The 25,129-nt window shown below is 73.7% G+C and carries 24 protein-coding genes; 13 read left to right on the top strand and 11 right to left on the bottom strand.

Annotated features, from left to right (window positions below):
* Positions 1-24: 24 nt before the first annotated feature.
* From PED38_RS15095 to PED38_RS15065, 7 genes are all read left to right on the top strand, one after another.
* Positions 25-1,230 (top strand): hypothetical protein, encoded by a 1,206-nt coding sequence (locus PED38_RS15095; protein ID WP_270981845.1) that lies wholly within the window; start codon positions 25-27, stop codon positions 1,228-1,230.
* A 1-nt stretch (position 1,231) separates the two neighbouring features.
* Entirely contained in the window at positions 1,232-2,953 is a 1,722-nt protein-coding gene (locus tag PED38_RS15090; protein WP_270981844.1) for a glycosyltransferase family 2 protein, read from the top strand.
* Between the two features lie 47 nt (positions 2,954-3,000).
* Positions 3,001-3,723 carry an HAD family hydrolase gene (locus PED38_RS15085; protein ID WP_063071009.1) on the top strand — a complete coding sequence of 241 codons (723 nt, stop codon included), beginning with the start codon at positions 3,001-3,003 and terminating at the stop codon, positions 3,721-3,723.
* Positions 3,724-3,836: 113 nt separating this feature from the next.
* Entirely contained in the window at positions 3,837-4,298 is a 462-nt protein-coding gene (locus tag PED38_RS15080) for a MarR family winged helix-turn-helix transcriptional regulator (RefSeq protein WP_063071008.1), read from the top strand.
* An 83-nt stretch (positions 4,299-4,381) separates the two neighbouring features.
* Positions 4,382-5,236, top strand: a complete 855-nt coding sequence (locus PED38_RS15075) for a M56 family metallopeptidase (protein ID WP_063071007.1) — start codon at positions 4,382-4,384, stop codon at positions 5,234-5,236.
* A gap of 287 nt (positions 5,237-5,523) precedes the next feature.
* Positions 5,524-6,633: a VIT1/CCC1 transporter family protein gene (locus tag PED38_RS15070; RefSeq protein ID WP_063071006.1), complete on the top strand. Its 1,110-nt coding sequence runs from the start codon at positions 5,524-5,526 to the stop codon at positions 6,631-6,633.
* 106 nt (positions 6,634-6,739) lie between these two features.
* Positions 6,740-7,408, top strand: coding sequence for a HEAT repeat domain-containing protein (locus tag PED38_RS15065; RefSeq protein WP_270981843.1), 669 nt, complete (start codon positions 6,740-6,742; stop codon positions 7,406-7,408).
* On the opposite strand, the gene PED38_RS15060 is transcribed toward PED38_RS15065, so the two are convergent.
* Positions 7,405-8,319, bottom strand: a complete 915-nt coding sequence (locus PED38_RS15060; RefSeq protein WP_270981842.1) for an alpha/beta fold hydrolase — start codon at positions 8,317-8,319, stop codon at positions 7,405-7,407. The two genes, PED38_RS15065 and PED38_RS15060, sit on opposite strands and share 4 nt — an antisense overlap.
* Positions 8,320-8,467: 148 nt before the next feature.
* On the opposite strand from PED38_RS15060, the gene ectB reads away from it, so the two are divergent.
* Positions 8,468-9,802: a diaminobutyrate--2-oxoglutarate transaminase gene (gene ectB, locus PED38_RS15055; protein WP_270981841.1), complete on the top strand. Its 1,335-nt coding sequence runs from the start codon at positions 8,468-8,470 to the stop codon at positions 9,800-9,802.
* A 255-nt stretch (positions 9,803-10,057) separates the two neighbouring features.
* Positions 10,058-10,477 (top strand): hypothetical protein, encoded by a 420-nt coding sequence (locus PED38_RS15050; RefSeq protein ID WP_063071003.1) that lies wholly within the window; start codon positions 10,058-10,060, stop codon positions 10,475-10,477.
* 15 nt (positions 10,478-10,492) lie between these two features.
* Here PED38_RS15050 and PED38_RS15045 read toward each other — a convergent pair whose 3' ends face one another.
* On the bottom strand, positions 10,493-11,158 hold the full coding sequence (locus PED38_RS15045) for a response regulator transcription factor (protein WP_270981839.1): 666 nt from the start codon (positions 11,156-11,158) through the stop codon (positions 10,493-10,495).
* Positions 11,155-13,062, bottom strand: a complete 1,908-nt coding sequence (locus PED38_RS15040) for a sensor histidine kinase (RefSeq protein WP_270981838.1) — start codon at positions 13,060-13,062, stop codon at positions 11,155-11,157. Before PED38_RS15040 ends, PED38_RS15045 begins: the two co-directional genes overlap by 4 nt.
* Before the next feature lie 159 nt (positions 13,063-13,221).
* Between PED38_RS15040 and PED38_RS15035 the strand changes: the two genes are divergently transcribed.
* Positions 13,222-14,643: a CitMHS family transporter gene (locus tag PED38_RS15035; RefSeq protein ID WP_254654484.1), complete on the top strand. Its 1,422-nt coding sequence runs from the start codon at positions 13,222-13,224 to the stop codon at positions 14,641-14,643.
* A gap of 228 nt (positions 14,644-14,871) precedes the next feature.
* On the opposite strand, the gene PED38_RS15030 is transcribed toward PED38_RS15035, so the two are convergent.
* Together PED38_RS15030 and PED38_RS15025 are read right to left on the bottom strand one after the other, a co-directional pair.
* Entirely contained in the window at positions 14,872-16,332 is a 1,461-nt protein-coding gene (locus tag PED38_RS15030; protein WP_063071000.1) for a DUF2079 domain-containing protein, read from the bottom strand.
* Between the two features lie 78 nt (positions 16,333-16,410).
* On the bottom strand, positions 16,411-16,842 hold the full coding sequence (locus PED38_RS15025; protein ID WP_270981837.1) for a DUF5997 family protein: 432 nt from the start codon (positions 16,840-16,842) through the stop codon (positions 16,411-16,413).
* A gap of 102 nt (positions 16,843-16,944) precedes the next feature.
* Here PED38_RS15025 and PED38_RS15020 point away from each other — a divergent pair, with 102 nt between their 5' ends.
* Positions 16,945-17,985, top strand: coding sequence for a LysR family transcriptional regulator (locus tag PED38_RS15020; RefSeq protein ID WP_270981836.1), 1,041 nt, complete (start codon positions 16,945-16,947; stop codon positions 17,983-17,985).
* On the opposite strand, the gene PED38_RS15015 is transcribed toward PED38_RS15020, so the two are convergent.
* Complete coding sequence (locus tag PED38_RS15015) at positions 17,982-18,713, bottom strand: hypothetical protein (RefSeq protein WP_063070997.1); 732 nt, start codon at positions 18,711-18,713, stop codon at positions 17,982-17,984. The two genes, PED38_RS15020 and PED38_RS15015, sit on opposite strands and share 4 nt — an antisense overlap.
* Before the next feature lie 74 nt (positions 18,714-18,787).
* Between PED38_RS15015 and PED38_RS15010 the strand changes: the two genes are divergently transcribed.
* Positions 18,788-19,162, top strand: coding sequence for a hypothetical protein (locus PED38_RS15010; RefSeq protein ID WP_270981835.1), 375 nt, complete (start codon positions 18,788-18,790; stop codon positions 19,160-19,162).
* Between the two features lie 28 nt (positions 19,163-19,190).
* On the opposite strand, the gene PED38_RS15005 is transcribed toward PED38_RS15010, so the two are convergent.
* From PED38_RS15005 to PED38_RS14985, 5 genes are read right to left on the bottom strand one after another with little or no spacing between them, the layout of a single operon-like run.
* Positions 19,191-20,087: a prenyltransferase gene (locus tag PED38_RS15005; protein ID WP_063070996.1), complete on the bottom strand. Its 897-nt coding sequence runs from the start codon at positions 20,085-20,087 to the stop codon at positions 19,191-19,193.
* Positions 20,080-20,448 carry a lycopene cyclase domain-containing protein gene (locus tag PED38_RS15000; RefSeq protein WP_270981833.1) on the bottom strand — a complete coding sequence of 123 codons (369 nt, stop codon included), beginning with the start codon at positions 20,446-20,448 and terminating at the stop codon, positions 20,080-20,082. The genes PED38_RS15005 and PED38_RS15000 overlap by 8 nt, the downstream gene beginning before the upstream one ends.
* Positions 20,445-20,789 carry a lycopene cyclase domain-containing protein gene (locus PED38_RS14995; protein ID WP_063070994.1) on the bottom strand — a complete coding sequence of 115 codons (345 nt, stop codon included), beginning with the start codon at positions 20,787-20,789 and terminating at the stop codon, positions 20,445-20,447. Before PED38_RS14995 ends, PED38_RS15000 begins: the two co-directional genes overlap by 4 nt.
* The gene (gene crtI, locus PED38_RS14990; RefSeq protein ID WP_270981832.1) at positions 20,789-23,440 is read right to left on the bottom strand and encodes a phytoene desaturase family protein; all 2,652 of its coding nucleotides are present in this window, start codon (positions 23,438-23,440) and stop codon (positions 20,789-20,791) included. The genes PED38_RS14995 and crtI overlap by 1 nt, the downstream gene beginning before the upstream one ends.
* On the bottom strand, positions 23,437-24,507 hold the full coding sequence (locus PED38_RS14985) for a polyprenyl synthetase family protein (protein ID WP_270981831.1): 1,071 nt from the start codon (positions 24,505-24,507) through the stop codon (positions 23,437-23,439). Before PED38_RS14985 ends, crtI begins: the two co-directional genes overlap by 4 nt.
* 44 nt (positions 24,508-24,551) lie before the next feature.
* Between PED38_RS14985 and idi the strand changes: the two genes are divergently transcribed.
* Positions 24,552-25,124 (top strand): isopentenyl-diphosphate Delta-isomerase, encoded by a 573-nt coding sequence (idi, locus tag PED38_RS14980; protein ID WP_270981830.1) that lies wholly within the window; start codon positions 24,552-24,554, stop codon positions 25,122-25,124.
* The last annotated feature ends 5 nt before the right edge of the window (positions 25,125-25,129 follow it).

The following is a 25,129-nucleotide window of genomic DNA, read 5'->3' as shown; positions in this document are numbered from 1 at the left end:
CGTCGGCGTGCGCCCATGACGACCATGACCACGACGGACGTCGCCGCGTCCCGCGCCGCCGCGAAGGCCGCCGGCGCCGGCACGGGAGCTCCCGCCGCGCGCGTCCGCATCGATCCGTACCCGCTCCGTCCCCGGAACCGCTGGCTCCTCCGCCTGCTGTTCTCCCTCCCCTTCGTCGTGATCGCCCTCCTCGCCGACCGGTCGCCCGCCGGCACGGCCGGGGGCCCCGCCTCGACCACGGTCAACGCCGACCTCCTCGCCCGCGTCGCGCGGATCGATTGGACCCGCGCCGACGCCGCCTGGGTCGGCAGCCTCTACCCGCCTGTCGGGACGGTCCTCGCCGCGCTCACGCCCGGCGGCACGCTCGGCATGGGCATCCTCGGCGCCCTCATCGCCGGCCCGTTCCTCCAGCAGATGCTGCAGGCGATGCAGCAGCGCCGCTTCCCGCGCGTGCAGTCCGCCATGTTCATGGTCGCCCTCGGCGCCAACCCGCTGTTCGCCCACATGGTCACCACGAACCTCGAGGCGTTCCTCGGGGTCGCGGCCTTCGGCGTCGGCGCGACGAACATGGTCCGCTTCGTCGCCTACCGGAACACCCAGGCCGGCTTCCGCGCCGGGCTGCTGTTCGCGTTCTCCGCCCTCTCCAGCGCGAGCGGGATCGTCTACATCGTCGTCGTCGGCCTCGCCGCGCCGCTCATCTCGCTCGCCCGCCACGGCCAGCGCGGCGCCCGCGCGTCGAACGTGCTCGTGCTGCTGTTCCCCACGCTCTCGGCCTTCGTCACCGTCGCGTTCCTCCAGCTCGTGTTCCTCGGCAGCCCCTTCGCGTTCCTCACGGACCAGTTCCACTACGACCCGGCGCTCTGGGACACGGTGCCGCAGCTCGTCACGACCCTCAACGGGTTCCTGCTGCTCGCGCCCATGATCTCCGGCTGGATCCTCGCGCTGCTCGTCCGGCGACCGGGCGCCGTGCTCATCTCGACGCTGCTGTTCCTCGGGCTGCTGACCGGCTACATCCTCGGCCTCATCCCCGCCAACTCGGCGGGCAACACCTTCTTCATCATGACGATGATGGGCATGGCGATCCTCCCGGCGGCCACCACGCGTCGCGCCGACGTGCTGATCACCTCCGTCGCGGCCGTCCAGATCGCCATCGCCTGGGCCGCCGCCTACAACCGGCCCGTCGTCCTCGACTGGATGGGCGCGCTCGCCCGCGCCCTCGGATGGGCCTGACATGACCACGACGCAGCCGGCACCCTCGGACGGGCGCGACATGACGACCGCGGACAGCGCACCCGCGACTCCGACTCCACCGACGTGGCAGGACGGCATCGACCCGGGTCCGGTGCGCCAGGGCCCCCGCGAGCGCTACCTCGCCGAGGGGTGGATCCCCGTCCGCCTCCTCGCCGACGGCCGGCAGCTCGTCGCCGCCGACGACCGGCGCCGGGATCCCGGCTTCGCGGCCGCGCTGGCGGCGGAGCTCGGCGCGCCCGTCGCCCTCACGAGGGTGGACGCGTGGGACCTCAAGGACGCCGTCCTCCGCCTGTGCGGCGAGGCCGTGGCCGACGACGCCGCCAACCGGCTCTTCCGCGCGAACCCGGAGCTGTCCGGGCGCCTCGTCTTCTCCCGCGGACAGAAGGCCGGCGCGCTCGTGGGCGCCGTCCTGCTGGTCGCCCTCGCCGTGGTGTGGCCGCGGCAGACGGCCGTCGGCGCGCTGTCGGTGGTCAGCCTCGCGTTCCTCGCGGCCACCGCGTTCAAGTTCTTCGTCGCGCTGCAGGGCGCGCGCTACGACGTCGTCGACCGCGTCACCGAGGCGGAGGTCCACCGCCTCGTCGACGCCGACCTGCCGGTCTACACGGTGCTCGTCCCGGTGTTCCGGGAGGCGAACATCGTCGCCCAGCTCATCGAGAACCTCGGCGGCCTCGACTACCCGGCGCACAAGCTCGAGGTGCTGATCCTCATCGAGGAGGAGGACTCCGAGACGCGCGACGCGATCGTGCACGCGGATCCGCCCGCCCACTTCCACATCGTCACGATCCCCGCGGGCCAGCCGCAGACCAAGCCGCGCGCCTGCAACGTGGGCCTCACGCTCGCGTCCGGCGAGTACCTCGTCATCTACGACGCCGAGGACACCCCGGATCCCGACCAGCTGAAGAAGGCGCTCGTCGCCTTCGACCGCGGCGGCCCCGAGATGGTGTGCGTGCAGGCCGCCCTCAACTACTTCAACGCGAGCGAGAACGCCCTCACCCGCATGTTCACGCTCGAGTACTCCTACTGGTTCGACTACATGCTCGCGGGCCTCGACCACTCGAACCTGCCGATCCCGCTCGGCGGCACCTCGAACCACTTCCGCACGGCCGCGCTCGTCGAGCTCGGCGGCTGGGACCCGTACAACGTCACCGAGGACGCCGACCTCGGCATCCGCGCCTCGGCCGTCGGCTACCGCGTGGGCGTCATCAACTCCACCACCATGGAGGAGGCGAACACCTCCATCCCCAACTTCATCCGCCAGCGCTCCCGGTGGATCAAGGGGTACATGCAGACCACGCTCGTGCACGCCCGCCGCCCGGTCGCCCTCATCCGCGAGGTCGGCATCGTGCGCTTCGTCGCGTTCGCGCTCCTCATCGGCGGCACCCCGGCGACGTTCCTCGGGGTCATCCCCTTCTACCTGGTGACGATCGCGTCGCTCGCGATCCCGAACGAGGTCATCGCCTCCGTCTTCCCCGCGTGGGCGCTCTGGACGAGCCTGTTCAACTTCCTCGTCGGCAACGGGGTCATGGTCTACGTCTCGATGATGGGGCCGTTCAAGCGCGGCACGTTCCACCTCATCCTGTGGTCGCTGCTCAACCCGGTGTACTGGATCCTGCACTCCATCTCCGCCTACAAGGGCCTGTGGCAGCTGCTCACGCGCCCGCACTACTGGGAGAAGACGGAGCACGGCCTCACCCAGCAGTGAGGGGACGCTCCCGGCAGGCGTCCGCGCGACCCTCGTAGGGTGGGCGGGTGACCGCACCCGACACGTCCGCACCCGACACGACAGCCGGATCCGCCTCCGCTCCCTGGAGCTGCGTCCTGTTCGACCTCGACGGCACCATCACCGACTCGGCCCCCGGGATCACCGCGCAGCTCGCGAAGACGCTCGTCTTCATGGGCCTGCCCGTGCCCGGCCCCGCGCAGCTCCTCGAGTACGTGGGCCCGCCGATCCTCGACTCCTTCCGCGACCTCGCGGGCATGGACGACGAGGCCCAGCAGCGCGCGCTCGCCCACTACCGCGAGGGCTACTCGGGCGGCGGCGTCTTCGACAGCTCGGTCTACGACGGCGTGCCCGACGTGCTCCGCGCGATCCACGCGGCCGGCATCCCGCTCTCCCTCGCCACCAGCAAGCCCGAGTCGCAGGCCCGCCGCGTGCTCGACCACTACGGGCTCGCCGACCTCTTCACCGAGGTGTGCGGCGCGAGCGAGGACGAGGTGCGGTCCGCGAAGGCCGACGTCATCGAGGAGGCGCTGCTCCGGCTGCGGCGCGCGGGCGTCGACCTCGACCACGTCGTGATGGTCGGCGACCGCGAGCACGACGTGCTCGGCGCGGCCGCCCACGGGATCCCGACGGTCATGGTCGGCTGGGGCTACGGCAGCCCGGCCGAGGCCGCCGGCACCATCGCGGTGGTCGACACGGCCGACGAGCTCGAGGCGATCCTGGTCCCCCAGGTCGCGCGGCCCGCCGCCTGAGGCGCCCGCTCCGAATCCCTCACAAGCAGGAGCCTTTCCACAGATCCGGCCGCTACCCCCCGTTCGCCCGGGAGTTAGCAACACGGAGTGACAGAATGACCGGCGGAGGAACCATGTCAACACCGCAGGACCTGCAGGACCCGCTCGCGCTCGACAAGCAGGTCAGCTACGCGCTCGTCGTCGCCGCGCGCAGCGTGACGGCCCTCTATCGACCCATCCTCGACCCGCTGGGGCTCACCCACCCCCAGTACCTCGTGCTCCTCGCCCTCTGGGCCAGCGGGCCGCGCTCGGTGAAGGACCTGAGCCACGAGCTCCAGCTCGACAGCGCCACCCTCTCGCCGCTGCTCAAGCGGCTGGAGGCCATGGGCCACGTCTGGCGCGTGCGCCGGGCCACGGACGAGCGCGTGCTCGAGATCGGCCTCACCGACCAGGGCCGCGAGCTCCGCGAGAAGGCCGTCGCCATCCCGCAGCGCATCCGCGACCGGCTCTCCATGACGGAGGAGCAGCTCGAGGGCCTGAAGACCGTGCTCAGCCAGGTCATCGACAATGCGAAGGCGCTGCCCGAGACCATCTGACGGACGCGTCCGCCACCCGACCGGGAGGCGCCCATCCGGCATCCGCCCCCGCGGCGTCCGCCCACCCGATCGGAGCCCGACGAGTGAGCGACACGGTCCGCGCGGTGCTCCTGCTCGAGTGCTACGTCACGGTCACGCTGCTGGCGCCGCTCCTCCTCGGCCGGCTGCCGCTCGTCGCGCAGCGGCCCGTCGCGATGCTCGCCGCGTGGCACGGGTTCCTCGTCACGGCCGTGCTGAGCCTCGGCTCCGGGCTCGGCCTCCTCATCCACCAGGGCATGGCGATGCAGGCGGGCGCCGGCGCGGAGCGCGTCGCGGTGGTCGTGCCGCTCGCGTACGCGGCGGCGGGCGTGCTCGGGATCCTGCTGTTCCGCATCGTCGAGGAGGGTGGGCGCGTGGTGCGCGAGGCCCGGCACCGCGCCGGCGAGGTCGCGACCCTGCTGCTCGCGTCGCGCCCGTACCGCGTGGCCGGGCGGGACGCGCGCATCGTCGAGTCCGACGTGCCGCTCGCCGCGCTCTCCCCCGCGACCGGCGTGATCCTCCTCACCACCGAGGCGCGCGCCCGCCTCGACGACGACGAGCTCGCCGCGGTCATCGAGCACGAGACCGCGCACCTGGAGCAGCGGCACGCGCTGGCCGTGCGCCTCGCCCAGGTGTCCCGCGCGATCCTCCCGGCGCTGCCCGCGAGCCAGCGCCTGGCGCTCTCCACCACCATCGCGATCGAGTTCATCGCCGACGACCACGCCGCCCGGGTGTCCGGCCCCGCCACCGTCGCGGCCGCCCTCACGAAGCTGGATCCCGGGGGCGGCCTCTCCGGCCTCCGCGCCGACCGCATGCGCCACCCCCGCGGCGGGCACCGGATCGCGCTGCGGACGCTGTGCGCGGTCGCGTGCGCGCTCCCCGTGCTGCCGCTCGTGATCGTGCTGCTGCCCGTCCGCTGATCCCGCGAGGCGCCGTCCGCGGCGTCCGTCCGCGCAGCGCCCTCCGCCGGGACCCCGCCGACCCGTGCGCTAGGGTCTCCTCTCGAAGGGGAGTAGTCCCCCCGGCCCCCGGGCCGGACGGCGATGCGTCGACATGCTGGCCCCCGGGCCCGGTGCATCACCCGCCACCTGCACGTGCACGGCGGGCGGACGAGACCTTCGGCCAGACGAACGACAGGCGCACGCGCGCCGTCGCGTCGGCCGGAGCGCCCCACCCGGGTCCCGGCCGTCGCCCGACCGGAGGACCCATGCCCGCCATGCCCCCTGCCCGCACGCCCGATCCGACGCCCGCGCAGGTGCGCCGCTGGCGGCAGTACCTCGCCGACGAGCGCGCCGAGGCCGCCGTCTACCGCGACCTCGCCGGCCGCCGCACGGGCGAGGAGCGCGAGATCCTGCTCGCCCTCGCCGAGGCCGAGGGCCGGCACGCCGACCACTGGATCGAGCTGCTCGGCGACCGCGTCGGCAAGCCCGTGCGCGGCGACATCCGCACCCGGATCCTGGGCCTGCTCGCCCGCCGCTTCGGATCCGTCTTCGTGCTGGCCCTCGCGCAGCGCGCCGAGAGCCGCTCGCCGTACGCGGACGACGCCGACGCCACCGACGCCATGGCCGCCGACGAGCGCGTGCACGAGGAGGTCGTGCGCGGTCTCGCCACCCGCGGCCGGATGCGCCTCTCCGGCACCTTCCGCGCCGCCGTCTTCGGCGCGAACGACGGCCTCGTGAGCAACCTCGCGCTCGTCCTCGGCATCACGGCCACGGGCGTGCCGAACGCCGTGATCCTCGCGACCGGCCTCGCGGGACTCCTCGCCGGGGCGCTCTCGATGGGCGCGGGCGAGTTCGTGTCCGTGCGCTCCCAGCGCGAGCTGCTCGAGGCGTCCGCCCCGGATCCGGGCACGCGCGACGCCCTCCCCCACCTCGACGTCGACGCCAACGAGCTCGCCCTCGTCTACCGCGCCCGCGGCATGACGGAGGAGGAGGCGCTCGCGCACGCCGACGAGGTCCTCCGCGACCTCGCCGCCGAGACCCGGCCGATCCCGGTCAGCATCGCGGGCGTCACCGCGTCCGACGACGAGCACGAGAGCGTCGGCACAGCCTGGGGCGCGGCGCTGTCGAGCTTCTGCTTCTTCGCATCCGGCGCCGTGATCCCCGTGCTGCCGTACCTCTTCGGCCTCCAGGGGATCGCGGCGCTGGCCCTCGCGTGCGTGCTGGTCGCGATCGCGCTGTCCATCACGGGCGCGGTCACGGGCCTCCTCTCGGGCGGCCCGCCGCTGCGCCGCGCCGGCCGCCAGCTGCTCATCGGCTTCGGCGCGGCCGGGGCCACCTACCTGCTGGGGCTGCTCTTCAACACGCAGGCGGGCTGATCCGCCGTCCCGCCGCCCGCGTCGCCTGCCGCGCGCGTCGCCTCCCGCCCGCGTCGCCTCCCGCGCGCGTCGGGACGGCCCGGCCGCAGCCGATACGGTTGTCCGCATGGCTGACGGAGATGACCCCCGCCGTCGCGAGGACTCCCTCGCGACGCGCATGAGCGACGCGGTGTCGCGCACGAGCGAGCGGGAGGTCGCCCTGCGGGCGATGGGCCTGCTCGACGGCCTGTACGAGGGCGACGACTTCCTGCTGCTGGTCGGCGGACGGCACGCCCGCGGGATCCTCAACGGCGCCCCTCCCCTCTACTGGCCCGAGGCCTGGGGCGCCCGCGCGCTCCTCTACGCGTGGACCCCCGAGGCCGCGAAGGTCGTCGAGAAGAACCTCACGAACCGCGCCTGGCGCGTGCGCGAGGCATGCGCGAAGGTCGTCGCGACCCGGCAGCTGCCGCTCGTGCGCGCGCTGACCGTGCTCGTCACCGACGAGAACGCGCGCGTCCGCGGCGCCGCCCTCCGCGCGCTCGGCGCCGTCGGCTCCCCCGCCGACGAGGACGTCATCCGCCGCGCCCTCACCGATCCCGACACCTCCGTGCGCGTCGCCGCCCACGACGGCCTCGAGGCCCTCGCCGCTCGCCACGACCAGGTGCTGTCCGCCGCGGGGCGCCATGCGGCCGCCGCTGCTGCGGCGAGCACGGCGGTGCCGGATGCGGACGACGAGGACGACGACGAGGACGCGATGGACGACGCCGCGACCGACGCGGACGCCGAGCGCTCCTAGCCCCCCGGCTCGGGCTCCGGCTCCGGCCCCACCGCGGGATCCGCCGGCAGCGACGCGAGGAAGTCCTCCACGAGGCCGGCGAAGAGGTCCGGTCGCTCGATCTGCGGCATGTGCCCGCAGTCGGCGATGAGGCGCGTGCGCGCGTCGGGCAGCTCGCGCGCGACGGCCGTGAGGTGCGCGGGCGGGAGGATCCGGTCGCGGTCGCCCCACACCGCGAGCACCGGCAGGCCCGACGCCCGCACGCTCTCGACCAGCGGCCGCCGCCAGCGCGAGCTCACGCCGCGGACCGTGCCGAGGTCGCGCGCGATGCCGAGCATCGTCGCCGCGTGCACCGGCCGAGCCGAGAGCTCCTGCGCGTGCCGCACGCGCGCATCCGTCGTGAGCGCCGGGTCGTGGAAGATCGTGCGGGTCGAGCGCCGCGAGTTGCCGGGCGTGGGCCGCAGCAGCAGGGTGGCGAGCGGGTCGAAGGCGAGCATCCGGAGGCCGACCGTGACCTGCCGGCCGAAGCCCGCGCTGTCGGCGAGCACGAGCGCCCGCACGCGATCCGGGTGCCGCACCGCGAGCGTCATCGCGACGGCGCCGCCGAGCGAGTTGCCGACCACCGTCACGGGTCCGCGCACGCCCGCCGCGTCGAGGTAGGCGGGCAGGGCGTCGGCCAGCGCCTCGAGCGTCGTGGGGCCAGCGACCGGATCCGACCAGCCGAAGCCCGGCAGATCGAGGCTGTGCAGCGCGTGACCCTCGGAGAGCCGCGCGTGCTGCTCGTCCCAGTCCTCGAGGCTGCGGCCGATGCCGTGCAGGAGGAGCAGCGGATCCCCGGTGCCGGTCACGCGGTGCCGCACCTGCCGGCCGCCCACGTCGAGCATCGCGGTCCCCGGGGCCCGGAGCGGATCGACGTCCCCGGATGCGGCCATGTCGCGACCCTATCGAGATCCTCACGCCGCGGATTCCTGCGATGTCGGAAGGAGGTGCGACGATGGAGGGGCTGCGCATCGCAGCGTCTTCCCCGTCGCCCGGAGCCACGAGCCCCGCCCGACGCGCGGCGGTCCACGCAGGTCGCCGATGAGCATCAAGGAGCGACACGGCATGACGATCTTCGAGCAGATGGAGTCCGAGGTCCGGAGCTACAGCCGCGGCTGGCCGGTCGTGTTCGACCGCGCGGTGGGCAGCGAGATGTTCACGGCCGACGGCGACCGCTACCTCGACTTCTTCGCGGGCGCGGGCGCGCTCAACTACGGGCATAACAACCCGGCGCTCAAGCAGAAGCTGGTCGACTACATCCTCCGCGACGGCGTCACGCACTCCCTGGACATGTTCACGGAGGCCCGCCGCGACTTCCTGCAGACGTTCCAGGACGTCATCCTGCAGCCCCGCGGGCTCGACTACCGCATCATGTTCCCCGGCCCGGGCGGCGCCAACGCGGTCGAGGCCGCCATGAAGCTCGCGCGCAAGGTCACCGGCCGCACCACCATCGTGCACTTCACGAACTCGTTCCACGGCATGACCGAGGGCGCGCTCTCCGTCACCGGCAACGCGCTCAAGCGCGGCGGCGCCGGCCACCCGCTGCACCACGCCATCGCGGTGCCGTTCGACGGCTACCTCGGCGGCGAGACCGACAGCCTCGCGTACTTCGAGAAGCTCCTCGACGACTCGGGCTCGGGCGTCGACACGCCCGCCGGCGTCATCGTCGAGACCGTGCAGGGCGAGGGCGGAATCAACGTCGCTTCGGCCGAGTGGCTGCGGAAGCTGCGCGAGCTGACCACGCGCCACGGCATCGTGCTCATCGTCGACGACGTGCAGATGGGCTGCGGCCGCACGGGCGGGTTCTTCAGCTTCGAGGAGTCGGGCATCGTCCCCGACATCGTCACGCTCTCCAAGTCCATCGGCGGCTACGGCCTGCCCATGGCCCTCACGCTCCTCAAGCCCGAGCTCGACCAGTGGAAGCCGGGCGAGCACAACGGCACGTTCCGCGGCATCGCGCCCGCGTTCCTCACCGGCGCCGAGGCCATCCGCTTGTACTGGGCCGACGGCGAGCTCGAGGCGTCCACGCTCCGCAAGGGCGAGCGGATCCACGAGGTCTTCACCGAGATCGCCGCCTCGGCCGCGCCGGAGATGATGCTCAAGGTGCGCGGCCGCGGCCTCGCGCGGGGCATCGAGTTCCCCTCGGGCGACCTCGCCGGCGCCGTCTGCCGCGCGGCGTTCGAGCGCGGCATGCTCATGGAGACGAGCGGCGCCGGCGGCACGGTCATGAAGGTGCTGCCCGCGCTCACCATCACCGACGACGAGGTCGAGGAGGGGCTCGCCATCATCCGCGCGTCCGTCCGGGAGGTCCTCGGCTCCACGAGCGAGGAGCTCGCCGCCGACGAGGTCCCGCTGCCGGTGGCCGTCGGGAGCTGATCCGCTGAAGCGCAGTGCACCGCGTGTGACCGGTGGACGGCGCCGAGAGGGAGCTCATCGCTGACAGAAGTGTCGCCAATGCTCCTCGTAGCGTCGCTTATGCGCGACAAGTGTCACGAAGAGACGGATTCGGGAGCACATCACGAGCCTCTGTTCAGCCCACTGATTCTCCCCACGCGAGCTGCTGCAGACCGTCTTCTCCACGTATCCGCTCGCGCCTCGCACGACCGCCGGTCGCCACGAGAGGATGACCGCATGGGGATGACGACGATCGTGTTCGGTGCTGCAGACGACGAGGCGGCCGCGGCCGTCCTCGAGCTCGACGGGGAGCCGGAGGGGTACGACTGCTACCTGATGCCCGACGAGGTCTGGGAGCTCGAGGGGCTGATCCGCGGAGTCGCCGGCTCGGAGCTCCCGACGTACACCCAGGAGCCCATCGCGGAGACGGACGACTTCGCCGTCTTCGTGATGCCGCTCAGCTCGGGGCTCGCCGGCCTGCTGCGCGACGCCGTGCCCGCGCGACGCGACGAGCTCGCGGAGCGCTGGCAGGGCGTCTGCCCCCATGTGGGCGACTGGGCCTCGTACGAGGTGGAGGACACCCTCGAGATCCTCGCCCGCACGCTCGTCGAGATCCAGGGCGCGGGCCTCACGCCGTACATGTACGTCTGCCCCTGATCCGTCCCCGCCGCGTCAGCCGCGCGGCCGCAGGATCCGGTAGCGGTGCTCCGGGCGGCCCGTGGATCCGTAGTTGAGCTGCACGTCCACGACGCGGTCGCGCGCGAGGGCGCCGAGGTAGCGCTGCGCGGTGGCGCGGGAGACGCCCACCCGCTCCGCGATCTCCGGGGCGCTGAGCTCCGTGTCGGATGCGGCGAGGGCGTCGAGCACGGCCTGCTCGGTCGCCGGGCGCTCGCGCGCCGAGACCCGGCCGGGCCGCAGGGCGTGGATGGCGCGGTCGATGCCGACCTGGTCGAGCGGGCGGTCGCTCGCGAGCCCGGCAAGGAAGGCCGCGTAGGCCGCCAGGCGCGCGGTGAGCAGCTCCGGCGCGAACGGCTTCACGAGGTAGGAGACGGCGCCGCCGCGGAGGGCGCGGCGGACGGTGGCGGGATCGTCGGCGGCCGTGACGAGGATCACGTCGGGCTCGATGCGCCGCACCAGGTCGATGCCGCTGCCGTCGGGCAGGTACGCGTCGAGGAGCACGAGGTCGGGGCGCGACGTGTCGAGCACGGCGAGCGCCGCCCGCACGCTGCCCGCGGTGCCGACGGACCGGAACCCGGGCGCCTGCTCCACGATGCCCTCGTGCAGGCGGGCGATGCGGAAGTCGTCGTCGACGATGAGGACGGTGAGGTCGTCGGTCATGCGCGGGCTCCGTCGGGGGTGTGGGTGTCGGGGTCGGTGCCGGGGGTGGCGGGGAAGTGGGGATCGTCGGCCGGCGGATCCGCGTCGGGCGGCTCGACCACGCCCGCGAGGCGCGCGCAGAACACCGCGCCGGACTCGGCCTCGGCCTCGGACGGAGGGCCACCCGGGTCCGCGACCCACACGTCGCCGCCGTCGCGCCGGGCGATGTCGCGCACGAGCGGCAGCCCGAAGCCGAGTCCGTGCGCGGGATCCGCTCCGCCGGCCGCCGCGAGCGCCTCCGCGGCCCCGTCCACGTCGTCGGGGCGGCGCCGGAAGATCACCGTGGCGTCCGCCGACCCGAGCCCGTCGCCCGAGTCGGCGACCGCGAGGTGCAGGTCGGCGCCGTCGTCGAGCGCCTCCACCTCCACCCACCGGTCGGCCCGGGATCCGCGCACGGCCGCCTCAACCGCGTTGTCGACGAGGTTGCCGAGGACGGTCGTGACCTCCTCCGGCCGCACCAGGAACCCGCGGACGAGCGTGCCGGGCCCGACCCGCAGCGTCACGCCCCGCTCCTCGGCCTCCATCGCCTTCGCGCCGAGGAACGCCTGCAGGTACGGCTCGTCGACGAGCCCCGCGTCGACCGTCGGGAACGCCACGGGCCCCTGCTCGAGCACGCCCGCGAGGTAGCTGTCGGCCTCGTCCACCCGGCCGGTCGCGACGAGGCCGCGCACGACGTGGAGGCGGTTCGCGAACTCGTGCCGCTGCACCCGGAGCGCCGTGGACATCGCGGTGACGGCGGTGAGGCGGCGGCTCATCGCCTCGACGTCCGTCTCGTCGCGCAGCACCATCACGGTGCCGAGGTCGCGCCCGTCGCGGTCGACGCGGACCACGTCGACGAAGAGGAGCCGGTCGTCGACCACCGCGCGCAGCGACGCGGATCCGGCGTCGGGCGCGCCGGCGGACCCGGCCGTGGATCCCTGACCGGCCCGCGCCGCGGCCACCGCGTCCCGCAGGACCGGCGCGACGCCGAGGTCCGCGAGCGTGCGGCCGACCGGATCCTCGAGGCCGAGCAGCTCCGCGGCCCGCGGGTTGCAGACCGTGACGCGCCCGTCGGGGCCGAGGCCGAGCACGCCCTCGCCGACCCCGGACAGCACGGCCGCCTGGTCCTGCACGAGGCCCGCGAGCTCGGACGGCTGGAGGCCGAGGGTGAGGCGAGCGAGACGGCGGGAGAGGATCCCGCTGGCCACCGCCCCGACGCCGAGCGCGAGCAGGGCGACCACCGCGATGGCCGCGACGTCGACGCCGATGGAGTCGCGCACGGTCGCCGCCGCGAAGCCGACGCTGACCTCGCCGACGACGCGGCCGTCGGCGGCGGACGCACCGGAGGCACCGGACGCACCGGACGCACCGGAGGCACCGCCCGCGGACGCCTCGGCGTCCAGCGCCCGCACCGGCACCTTCGCCCGCGCCGACTCCCCGAGCGTGCCGGTCGCCCAGGTGACCTCCTCGCGTCCCGCGAGCGCGACGGCCGGATCCGTGCTCACGAGCTGCCCGAGCTCGGCCGGGTCGGGGTGCGCGAGCCGCAGTCCGCGGTCGTCGGTCACCACGACGAAGAGCGCGCCCGTCCGCTCGCGCACCGCCTCGGAGCTCCGCTGCACCAGCCCGTCGGCGAGGTCCGCGGCCGAGGGTCGCGCGGGATCCGCGGTCTCGGCGGTGACGGCGGCCCGGAGCGCGGGATCCTCGGCGGTCGTCCGCGCGATCGCGAGTGCCGTCGCCTGCGCCTCCTGGCGGTTCTCCGACGAGCTGAGCAGACCGTAGGCGATGGTCGCGATGCCCACGACGACGAGCACGACGAGCAGCTGGAGGACGAGGGTGCGCCGGGCGAAGTCGAGCCCCGCCCGTCGTCGCCCCGTCGCCCGATCCATCGAGGTGAGCATAATGCGCAGAACGTCGTTTGCGTGCACTATCGCGATGAAGCGGCACAAGCGCGACGAAGCGGGGAAGCCGACCTAGCGTGTGGTGTTCAGCCGGGCGTCCGCCCACCGACGAAGGAGTCACACGTGCTGGTATTCCTGGGCTTCGCCATGGTCCTCACCTTCATGGCGCTCATCATGACCAAGCGGCTGACGCCCATGGTCGCCCTCATCCTCGTGCCGACGATCTTCGGGCTCTTCGCGGGCGCCGGGCTCGGCATCGGCGACATGGTCATCGAGGCGCTCGGCGACCTGGCCCCCACGGCCGCGCTGCTGATGTTCGCCATCATCTACTTCGGCATCATGATCGACGTCGGCCTGTTCGACCCGCTGGTGCGCCTCATCCTCCGCGTCGCGGGCGGCGACCCGGCGAAGATCGTGCTCGGCACGGCCATCCTCGCGGCGGCGGTCTCCCTCGACGGCGACGGATCGACCACCTTCATCGTCACCACGGCGGCCATGCTGCCCATCTACCGCAAGCTCGGGATGAGCCCGGTGGTCCTCACCTGCACGGCCGGGCTCGCGAACGGCACGCTCAACATCGTCCCGTGGGGCGGCCCGACCGTCCGCGCGGCGGCGGCCCTCAAGGTCTCGCCGACCGACATCTTCGTGCCGATGATCCCGTCGCTCCTGGTGGGCCTGGCGCTCGTCTTCATCTTCGCCTGGACCATGGGCGTCCGCGAGCGCAACCGCCTCGCGGCGCTCGGCGAGGCGCGGGCCGAGGGCGGCCTCGACGGCGGCGCGGGTGCCGGCTCCGGCGGATCCACGGGCGGTTCCGGCTGGTGGCGCGCCGGTCGCGGCGCCCCCGCGACCCCGCGCGGCGGCCTCATCACCCTCGCCCCCTCGCTCGTGCGCGCCGAGACGGCCGCGGTCTCCACGGTCGGCTCGACGATGCTCGACCCCGACCGCGAGACGCTCCGTCCGCGCCTCATCTGGTTCAACCTGGGGCTCACCATCGCGGTGCTCGTGCTGCTGATCATGGACCAGCTGCCCCTCGCCTACGTCTTCATGGTCGGCGCCGCCATCGCCCTGATCGTCAACTTCCGGGTGCTGAAGGACCAGGGCGAGCGCATCGCCGCGCACGCGCCCAGCGTGGTCGGCGTCGTCTCGATGGTGCTCGCGGCCGGCGTCCTCATCGGCGTGCTCAACGGCACGGGCATGGTCTCGGCGATGTCGGCGTGGCTCGTCACGATCATCCCGGACGCGCTCGGCCCGGGCCTCGCGGTCATCACGGGCGTGCTCAGCATCCCGATGACCTTCTTCATGAGCAACGACGCCTTCTACTACGGCATGCTCCCGGTGCTCGCGGAGAGCGCGGCGAACTACGGCATCGATCCCGTGGAGATGGCCCGCGCGTCCATCACCGGGCAGCCCGTGCACCTGCAGAGCCCGCTCGTGCCGGCGATCCTGCTGCTCGTGTCGCTGGCCGACGTGAACCTCGGCGACCACCACCGCAAGGTGCTGTGGCGCGCCGTCCTGGTGTCGCTCGTGATGCTCGCGGTGGGCGTGCTCACGGCGGCCATCCCGATCTGATCGGGAGGCGCTCCGCGAGGAGCGCCACCGCTCCGCGAGGAGCGTGCACGCGGAGGCCGGGCGGCTCGGGGGAGCGCCCGGCCTCCTCGCGTGCGCGGGGACGGCGGGCCGGTCGCCGCGATGCGCCGGGCCGCGAACCGCCGACCGGGGCGGGATCCGCCCACCGGGCCGGGATCCGCGAACCCGGGCAGGATCCGCGAACCCGGCCCGGCGGGATCCGCGATCCGCCTAGGAGACCCGCTCCGCGACCTGGTACCCGGCCTCGGAGTAGACGATCCGGTAGGCGGCGCCCGGCTGCGTGGCCGCGCCGTACTGGTCGGCCGAGAGGGCGCCGGCTCCGAGCCCGCCGCCGAGCGTGTCGATGACCACGTACTGCGGCGCCGGGTTGCCCGGGTTGCCGAGCCAGTACACCTCGTGGTCGTCGACGAGGTACGACATGAGGCCGATGTCGCTGAGCACGCTCGCGCCGGCCGGCACGTGGTCGAGCGCGGCCTGCGCCTGCGCGGCCCGCGGCGACGGCTGCCACGCGGCGGGCTTCCCGAGCTCCATCAGGGGCGAGCGGAGGAACAGCAGGACCGCGGCCACGGCGAGCAGGGGCACGGTCGCGCGCGACGCGTTCGCGAGCCATCGCTGCCCGCCGCCACGCGCCCGGACGACGCCGTCGATCGCCGCCGCGAACACGATGGGCATGAGCACCGCGTCGTAGTGGTAGCCGGGCGCCCAGTACGCCTCGGTGGGGGCCAGGAAGCGCCAGGCCAGCGTCGGCACCACGAGGAGGAGGAGCGGCGAGCGCACGGCGATCAGCGCGCCCGCGAGCACGAGGAACGCGACGGTCTCCACCTTGGGTGCCGCGAAGAGCCCCCAGAGCGTGCCGAACGGATCCGCGAGCGCGCCGCCGGCGTCGAGCTTCGACGCGTAGTCCCAGCGGGCCTCGCGGTTGAACGCGGGGAGGATCACGGTGGTCGCCAGCACGAACCACGCCACGCCCCAGCCGGCGAGCGCGATGCCGACGCGGCGATCCATCGTGAGGGCGATGATCGCGCCGAGGACGGCGACCGTGAGGCCGAGGTCCTCCTTCACGAAGACGAGCGGCGCGGCCCAGAGCGCGGCGGCGAGGGCCCGTCGGGCGATCACCGCGTCGAGCGCGAAGGCCAGCAGCGGCAGCGCGAACGCGATCTCGTGGAACTGGAACGCGACCGCGCCCTGGATGCCCCAGCTCAGCCCGTACGCGGCGGCCACCGTGATGGCGCCCCAGCGCCCGGTCACGCGACCGGCGAGGCGCCCTACCCCCACCACCGAGATGCCGATGAGCACCGCCTGCACCACGAGCAGCGCGAAGGCGTGCGGCCACACGGCGTAGACCGGGCCGAGCAGCACGAGGATCGGGTGGAAGTGGTCGCCCATGAGGTTGAAGCCGTCGCCCTTGATGGAGACGAGCGGCGCCTGGAAGCGCGAGTAGTCCTGCGCGAGCTGGGTGAAGATGCCGGTGTCCCACGACTTCACGGTGAAGCGGCGCCACTGGAGCGCGGAGTACAGCACGTACACGGCGGTGACGAGCGCGGCGACGATGACGACGCCGACGGTGCCGGGGACGCGGGACCCGGTGAGGAGCCCCGGGACGTCGGAGGCGGGATCCGGCTCGGCGGCGTCCGCGTCGCGGGGGCGGGACGGGGCGTTCGGACTGGTCACGCGAGCAAGGGTCTCACGCGGGCGCGGGATGAGGGCGTGGCGATCCCCGGCCCATCCGCTCAGCGACGGCGGGTGGCCTCAGCGACGCGAGCCGCCCGCGCCCTCCTGGCGCTCGCGCTCCGCGGCCATGGCGGCGCGGCCGGCGTCGCGGTTCTTCACGCGGATCTGCTCCTCGCGCACCTCGGCCTGCGTCGCGCGCTCCTGCACCAGCCACTGCGGCGGGGCCTGGAGCAGCTCCTTGATCTGGGCGGTGGTGAGCGCCTCGTCGACGCCGCCGCGGGCGAGGCCGGCGATCGAGATGCCGAGCTTGCCGGCGATGACCGGGCGCGGGTGCGGGCCGTCGCGCAGCAGCGTGGCCAGCCACTCCGGCGGGTTCGCGGTCATCTCGGCGAGCTCCGCGCGGGACGGGGTCGACTCCTGGAACTCCACGGGGGTCGCCGGGAGGTGCACGCCCAGCTTCTTCGCCGCGGTCGCGGCCTTCATCGTCTGGCTGGATCCGGGGCTCGTCATGTGCCCAGGGTACCGTCGGGGCCCCGGGCGCCCTGCACTAGCCTGGATCGGACCCGCCGCCGCTCACGCGCCACCACCGAGCGGGCCATCGAGGGGACTCCCGTGGACGCCGACCCGACCGCCCTCCGGCGCTTCGCCGCCGTGGCCGACGAACTGCACTTCGCCCGCGCCGCCAAGGCCCTGAACGTCTCGCGCATCGCCGTGAGCCGCTCGATCCTCGACCTCGAGGCGCTCTGGGGCGTCGAGCTGTTCGTGCGCGACGAGGGGCCCACGCGCCTCACCCCGGACGGCGAGGCGCGCCTCGCCGAGACCCGGGCCGCGATCGACGCGGACGACGCGCGACTCGCCGCCGAGGCCGCCGCCCCGCCGCGCGGGCTGGTCGTCGCCATCGTGCCCGGCGTGACGGTCGCCAAGTGGACCCGCGCGTGGGACGAGCGCGTGCCGGACGTGCCGCTGCGGATCATGCCGCTCGCCGAGCCGGATGCGGCGCCGTCCCTCGTCGATGGATCCGTGGACGTCGCGTTCCTCCGCCTCCCCGTCGACGGCCGCGGCCTCACCGTCGTGCCCCTCTACGGCGAGGTGCAGGTCGCGATCCTGCCCAAGGAGCACGCGCACGCGACCGCGGATGCGATCTCCCTCACCGACCTCGCCGAGGAGCTGCTCCTGCAGCCGGCCGAGCAGGTGCCGGGCTGGCCGGGGCGCACGGCCGGCGCGGATCCGGTGCCGATGCCCGACGACGTGGCGGCGGCCGTCGAGCTGGTCGCCGCGGGCGTGGGCTTCGTGATCGTGCCGCACGCGCTCGGCCGGCTGCACGCGCGCAAGGACGTGGTCGCGGTGCCGGTGCACGACCTGCCGGAGACGCGGATCGCCGTGGCCTGGCGCGAGGGCGACGCCAGCCCGCACATCGAGGAGCTCGTGGGCATCGTCCGCGGGCGGACCGCGGCGAGCTCCCGGTCGGCGCGCGACGACGACGAGCGCGACCGCCGGAAGCCCACGGCCGCGCAGAAGACCGCGCGCAAGGCCGCGGGGAAGCCGGGGGCCGCGGGCGCGAAGGGCGGCGGGAAGCCGACGCCGAAGGGCGGATCCGGCGGCACGGGCGGCGGGCGCACTCCCCCGCCGCGGGGCGGTCGACGCGGCCGCTAGATCCCGCCGCGCGCGGCCTGCAGGTCGGCGACGACCCCGGCCACGTGCTCGCCCCAGCGCCGGTACATGGACGTGTAGCGGAACTCGCCGCCCACGAAGTCGACCGGGCCCGCATCCGGCAGCTTCACCGAGACGGCCTGCGGGAAGCGCGCGCACACCTCGGCCTTGCGCTGGGAGAGGTACGCGGCGTGGTCGCGGAAGAGGCCGCGCACGAACGCGCCGGCCTCCACGTACTGCGACACCTGCGGCACGTCGGACACGAGCACGATCGAGTTGTCGGCGGTCTGCTCCACGAGGTGGTCGAGCAGGTCCTCGAGGCGGTGGACCCAGGGTGTGATGCGCGCGAGCTCGAGCGCGTCGGCGACCCCGGGCATCACGAGCACGACGTCGTAGCGGTGCAGCTCCGTCACCTGCCGCACGGCCTCCTGCGTGGCGGTGAGGTGCTGGTCGGCGAGCGGCACCGTGCGCCACTCCACCCCGCGGCCCGTGAGCGCCGCGAGCGCCTGCGCCGACTGCGCGACGACACCGTCCGCGTGCGTGCGGAGGCCCACGCCGGATCCGCCGATGCCGCCGAGCGCGAGGATCCGGTCGGGGTCGGGACCCGGCACCACGCCGACCGGCGCGTCCGTGGGCACGGTCGCGGTGAGCGGGGTGGGGATGCCGCCGCGCAGGCTCGCCGCCACGAAGGGGCGGACGGCCTGGTGGAGGACGCGGATCGGCGGGGTCATGGGCTCCTGGGGATCGAGGGGCGTCGTTCCATCATGCGCCGAACACCCCCGTGTCGGAGGCCGAGCCTATCGTCGTGCACGAGCACGGCCGGGTGCTCGCGCCCTCGACCCACCACCTGGAGCATCCGATGACCCGCGAGCCCGAGCCCCTCGTCCACCACCCGCACGCCCGCTACCACCAGGGCGCCTGGCGCGTGCAGGTCGCGTCGCAGCCCGTGCTCGGCTACGTCGTGCCCACGGTGCGCGCCGCCGGCGCGGAACCCGTCTACGAGGTCTACGCGGACGCGGTCGACGCGTCCGGCCGCCGCGTGTGGGTCTCCACCGCGGTCACGCTGGAGGCGGCCATCGACTGGATGCGCGAGCACGACATGGAGCTGCTCTCGTTCGCGGGCGAGCACGCCCGGCGTCACCGCGAGCTCGCCATGGGGATGATGCCCACGCACTACTGAGCGCGGGCGCCGTCGCCGATGTCGCGGATCAGGGCGTGGCGAGCCAGTACGCGATGAGCAGCATCGTCACCACGAAGCCGGAGAGGAAGTTGAGGCCGAGGAAGCGCCGCCAACCGCGGTTCGCCGCCTCCGCGTCCTCGTCGCGGATCGACCAGAACGGCGCGGTGCTGAGGATGTACGGGATCACGAGCGCGGCCGCGACGATCCCAGGGAAGCCCGTGAACAGCATCGCCACGCCGGCCGCGGCGTAGGCGAGCACCGCGATCCGCACGGTGGCGGCGCCGCCGAGCACGGTCGCGATGGAGGAGATGCCGCCCTCGCGGTCGGCCACGATGTCCTGCACCGCCCCGAACGCGTGCGAGGCGACGCCCCAGAGGAAGAACGCCGCGAGGATCGCCCACAGCCCGGGCGTGAACGTCCCGCCCGCGAGCACGATGCCGAAGACCGCGGGGGACGTGAAGTGCGTGCTCGAGGTGAGCGAGTCGAGGATGGGCCGCTCCTTGAAGCGGAGGCCCTTCAGCGAGTACGCGATCACCGCGAACACGCTCACGGCGAGCACGGCGAGGCTCGCCGCGGATCCCACCGCCACGAGGTACGCGAGGAACGGCACGTTCGTGACGAGCACCGCGATCAGCACCGGCCGGTGCATCGCGCGCGCCAGCACCGCGCCCTCCACTCCGCCCTTCCGGGGGTTCCGCATGTCGGACTCGTAGTCGAAGACGTCGTTGATGCCGTACATCGCGAGGTTGTACGGGATGAGGAAGTAGAGCGTGCCGAGCACCGCCGTGAGGTCGAGCTCGCGCGTGACCGTGAGGTAGGCGGCCGCGAACGGGAAGGCCGTGTTGACCCAGGAGAGCGGGCGGGACGACAGCGCGATGGTGCGGATCATCTCCGCGGCGCCGGGCCGGGCCCGCACGTCACTCATGCGCTTCGATGCCGGAGACGCTGCGGCGGCGGCGCAGCAGGTACCAGACGGCCGGCAGCAGCACGAGGGCCGCGATCGCGTAGGCGAAGTCCTCGATGGGCGCGTAGCCGAGCACGAGGCCCACGAGCTTGTCGGGGTCGTACCCGACGAGGCCGACCTTGATCATGATGTTGTCGAAGATGAGCGTCATCACGAGCAGGATCGCGACGGGCATCCGCCGGTACCAGTAGTACTCGGGGTAGTCGAAGCGGCTGGATCCGTACGGCACGGCGTTGGCCTCGCGCAGCAGCAGGCGACGGAACAGGAATCCGACGACCGCGACGGGAGCGAGGAACAGCAGGTCGAGCACGAGGTAGCTCATCGGTTCGCGCGCTCCCTCGCCCGGGCGACGTGGTGGTCGGCGAGGCGGCTGAACCCGTTGACGAGGTTCATCGTGAGGTAGCAGAGCAGCGTGAGGAAGAAGACCTCCTCGAGCGGGAGCTCGGGGCCCACGAGGATGCCCGTCATGAACGGCGTCTCGCCGCGGAAGAAGATGCCCTGCGAGATGCCGGCCACGTCCCAGGCGAGGAAGAAGGCGACGCCCACGAGCGTGGTGACGGCCGCGGCGGTGCGGTCGCGCCAGAAGAACAGACGCCAGCGCCGGTCGACGAGCATCATGCAGCCGAGGGTGACGAGGAGGGCCGCGAGGTAGAGGAGGCCCATCAGACCACCGGGCGGCCGACCGTGCGCACGAGCGGCTCGGCGCCGGGGCCGGTCGACGTGTCGCCGCGGAGGCGCTTCACGAGGATCTCCGCGCTGATGAGGCACATGGGCAGGCCGATGCCGGGGATGGTGGATCCGCCGGCGTAGTGCAGCCCGTCGACCCGCTTGCTCGTGTTGCCGGCACGGAACATGGCCGACTGCGAGAGCGTGTGCGCGGGCCCGAGGATGGTGCCCTTCCACGAGTGCAGGTCGGCGGCGAAGTCGCCGGGGCCCGAGGTGCGGCGGAGCACGATGCGCTCGGCCAGGTCGGGGATGCCGGCCCAGTCGCTGATCTGCTGGATGGCGCGGTCGGCGATCTCCTCGACGCGCGCGTCCCCGGCGCCGTCGATGCCGCCGCGGCCGATGGTCGGGTCGGCGGGGATCGGCACGAGGATGAAGACGTTCTCGTGGCCCGCGGGCGCGACCGAGCCGTCGGTGGCGCTGGGCTTGCAGACGTAGATGCTGGCGGGATCCGGTACCGAGGTCGCGCCGCCCTTCGGCGGGAAGATGCGGGAGAAGTTCTCGTCCCAGTCCTCGGTGAACAGCAGCGTGTGGTGGTGCAGCTCGGGCAGCTCGCCCTTCACGCCGAGGTAGACGAGCACGGCGCCGGGGCCCGCGGTGGCCTTGTCCCAGTACGCCTGCGGGTAGGTGCGGAACGCCTCGGGGAGCAGCTCGGTCTCGGTGTGGTGCAGGTCGGCGGTGGAGACGACCACGTCGGCGTCGAGCGTCTCGGTGCCGGCGTCGGTGGTGATCTGCACGCCGCGCGCCCGCGCCTTGCCGGCCTTCGTCGGCTCGGTGAGGATGCGCGAGACGGGCGCGCCCGTGCGGATCTCGACGCCCTCGGCGCGCGCGACCCGCTCGATGGCGTCGATGACGGTGATGAGGCCGCCCTGCGGGTAGAGCACGCCGTCCTCGAGGTCGAGGTGGCTCATCAGGTGGTACATGCTCGGCGCCAGCTTCGGGGAGGAGCCGAGGAAGACGGCGGGGTAGCCGAGGATCTGGCGGAGGCGCCGGTCCTTCACGTAGCGCGCCACATGCGTCTCGAGCGGCGTGAGGAGCAGCTTCCCGAGCGTGCCCGTGCGGGTGACGACGTCGCGCTTCAGCAGCGGCCGGTAGTCGGCGAAGGTCGTGTAGAGGAAGCGCTTCTTCGCCATCTCGTAGACCTCCTTCGCGGAGTCGAGGTAGCGGGCCATCGCGGGGCGGGATCCGGGCTCGACGCTCTCGAACAGGTCGAGGTTGGCCTCGCGGGAGTCGCGGATGTCGATGGGATCCGGGTCGCCCTCGAAGAGCACGCGGTAGCCGGGGAGGCGCACCAGGTCGAGCTGCTCGGCCGCGCTCGTGCCCATCAGCTTGAAGAAGTGGTCGAACACCTCGGGCATGAGGTACCAGCTGGGGCCGAGGTCGAAGCGGAAGCCGTCGCGCTCCCAGGAGCCGGCGCGGCCGCCGACCTCGTCGCGGCCCTCGACGAGGGTGACGCGGTAGCCGTCGCGGGCGAGGAGCGCGGCGGAGGCGAGGCCGGCGATCCCGCCGCCGATCACGATGGCGGTGGGTGCGGTCATGGCGCTCTCCTGCTGCTCGGGGTCGGACGGGGCGGGGCGGTGGTCGTGGTCGTCGTGGTCGTCGGTCTCCGCGCGGGACGCGGGCGTGGAGCGCGCGCCGTGGACGCGGGGGGCGCGCGAGCGGCGGACGAGGCGGCCGTCGACGCCCGAGGGCTCGGCGCCCGTGGCGGCGGCGAGCGCGATGCGGGCCTTCACGGGATCCGGCACCCGCACGCGCGTGCGCGCCAGCTCGGCCGCCGGGGTGTCGCGGAGCCGCACGGCGAGCTCGGCGAACAGGCCCTGCGCGAGCGCGACGGCGCGGCGGCTGGAGGCGGGGAGGTCGGGGATCACGGCGCCGGACATGCGGAGGTCGTGGTCGATGTCGTCGAGGATGCGCTCCTTGTCGGCCTCCGAGAAGGACGCGACGTCGACGCCCGGGAAGTAGCTGCGGCCGAGCGCGTCGTGGTCGGCGGCGAGGTCGCGCAGGAAGTTGACCTTCTGGAACGCGGCGCCCAGGCGCTTCGCGCCCTCCTCGAACCGGATCCGCTCGGGCCGCGTGGTGGCGTGGCCCATGAGGAACGCGCGGAGGCACATGAGGCCGACGACCTCCGCGGATCCGTAGACGTACTCCGTGAAGGAGGCGGGCGTGTGCTCCATGCGCCGCAGGTCCATGCGCATGGAGGCGAAGAACGGCGCCGTGAGCTCGGCGCCGAAGCCGGCGCGGCGGGCCGTGATGGCGAACGCGTGCACGACGAGGTTGGTGCTGTAGCCGCGCAGCATCGCGTCCTCGGTCTCCTGCTCGAGGGCGTCGAGCAGGTCCTCGACGTGCGCGGGATCCACGCCGGCACCGGCCGCGGCGCCGTCGACGATCTCGTCGGCGATGCGCACGAGCGCGTACACGTTCTCGATGTGCTGGCGCACGTCCGCGCCGAGGAGGCGCGAGGCGAGGCCGAAGGAGGTGGAGTAGCGGCGGATCACGACGGAGGCCGTGTCCTGCGCCACCCGGTCGTACTTGTCGAGGCCCGTGGGCGCCTCGGGGGCGGCGGGCCGGCGGCCGGGCAGGCGACGCGTCATCGGATGCGCCCGAGCACGGACTCGGCGACGGGCGCGAGCTCCCGGCGGAGCGCCTCCGGCACGACCGGGTCCTCGAGGCGCGCGCACGCGGCCGTCGCGAGGTCGCGCGCCACGCCCTCGGCGAACGCGCGGGCGCCGGAGCTCTCCAGCACCGAGCGCACGAGGGCCGCCTCGCCGCGGGAGAGGTCGTCCTTGCCGATGAGCGCGCTGATCTCCCGCCACTCCGAGGAGCGGACGGCGTGGGCGATGAGCACGGTGCGCTTGCCCTCGCGGAGGTCGCCGAGGTTCGTCTTGCCGGTCTCCTCCTCATCGCCGAAGACGCCGAGCACGTCGTCGACCACCTGGTAGGCGATGCCGATGTCCCGGCCGAAGTCGCCGAGCGCGGCCACGACCTCGGGGCGCGCGCCCGCGAGCACGGCGCCGGCCTGCAGCGGCGCCTCGAACGAGTAGACGGCGGTCTTGAGGCGCTCCATGCGGAGGATCTCCTCGACGCTCGGCACGTCCGCCGTGAGCGAGAACTCGACGTCGATGAGCTCGCCCGCGGCCGATGCGAACACGGCGTCGTCGAGGATCTCGAGCAGGTGCGACCGGGTGAGGTCGCGCACGCCGCTCGCGTCGATGAGGCGGTACGCGTTGACGAGCGCGAGGTCGCCCGCGATGACGGCGGCCGACATGCCGCGGTGCTCGGCGAGCGGCTGGGGCAGGCCCTGCGCGGTGGCGATGTCGCGGTAGGCACCGGAGACGTTGGGGCCGCCGCGCCGGGTGAAGTCGCGGTCGATGACGTCGTCGTGCACGATGAGCGCGGTGTGGAGCATCTCGAACGCGGCGCCGACGTGGGCCGCGGCCTGCACGTCCTGGCCGCCGAGGCCGTCGTACGCGGCCATGACCATGCGGGGACGGAAGCGCTTGCCGCCGGCCGTGTTGGACTCCAGCGTGCGCCACAGCTTCACGTACTCGTCGCCCATGGCCTCGGCGCGGACGAGGGAGCGGGCGAAGAACGCATCCAGCACGCCGTTCACGTGGGCCTGCCTCGATGTGGAGACGGCAGCGAGGTTGGTGGCGTCCACGGATGAAACCTAACATCGAGGCGGTAACGGAAAGCAGGGAGCGCATGTCACAGCACACCGAGCTCGTCGTCCTCCTGGACGACGACGGCGAGACCATCGGGACGGCGCCGAAGGCGACGGTCCACACCCGCGACACCGCGCTGCACCTCGCGTTCTCGTGCCACGTGTTCGATGCGGAGGGCAGGATCCTCGTCACGCGCCGCGCCATCGGCAAGCTCACCTGGCCCGGCGTCTGGACGAACTCGTTCTGCGGGCACCCCGCCCCGGGCGAGGACATGCTCGAGGCCGTGCACCGCCGCGCCGAGCAGGAGCTCGGGCTCACCCTCGCCTCGGTCGAGCTCGTGCTTCCCGACTTCCGCTACCGCGCGACCGACGCCGCGGGCATCGTCGAGAACGAGATCTGCCCGGTGTTCCGCGCCGTGGCGGCCACGCCGGTGGATCCGCGACCCGAGGAGGTCGGCGAGTACCGGTGGGCGGATCCCGAGGAGCTGATCCCCGCGGTCGCCCACACGCCGTGGGCCTTCAGCCCGTGGCTCACGCTGCAGCTGCCGCTGCTGTACCCGGAGCACCCGGCGCACGCCGGCTCGCCGGATGCGGCGGCCGTGCCCACGGTCTGATCCGA

The sequence above is a fragment of the Clavibacter sp. CT19 genome, from assembly GCF_027858075.1.
Taxonomy (GTDB): domain Bacteria; phylum Actinomycetota; class Actinomycetes; order Actinomycetales; family Microbacteriaceae; genus Clavibacter; species Clavibacter tessellarius_A.
Note: the sequence above shows the minus strand (reverse complement) of the source record. Positions and strands in the feature narration are given on the sequence as shown.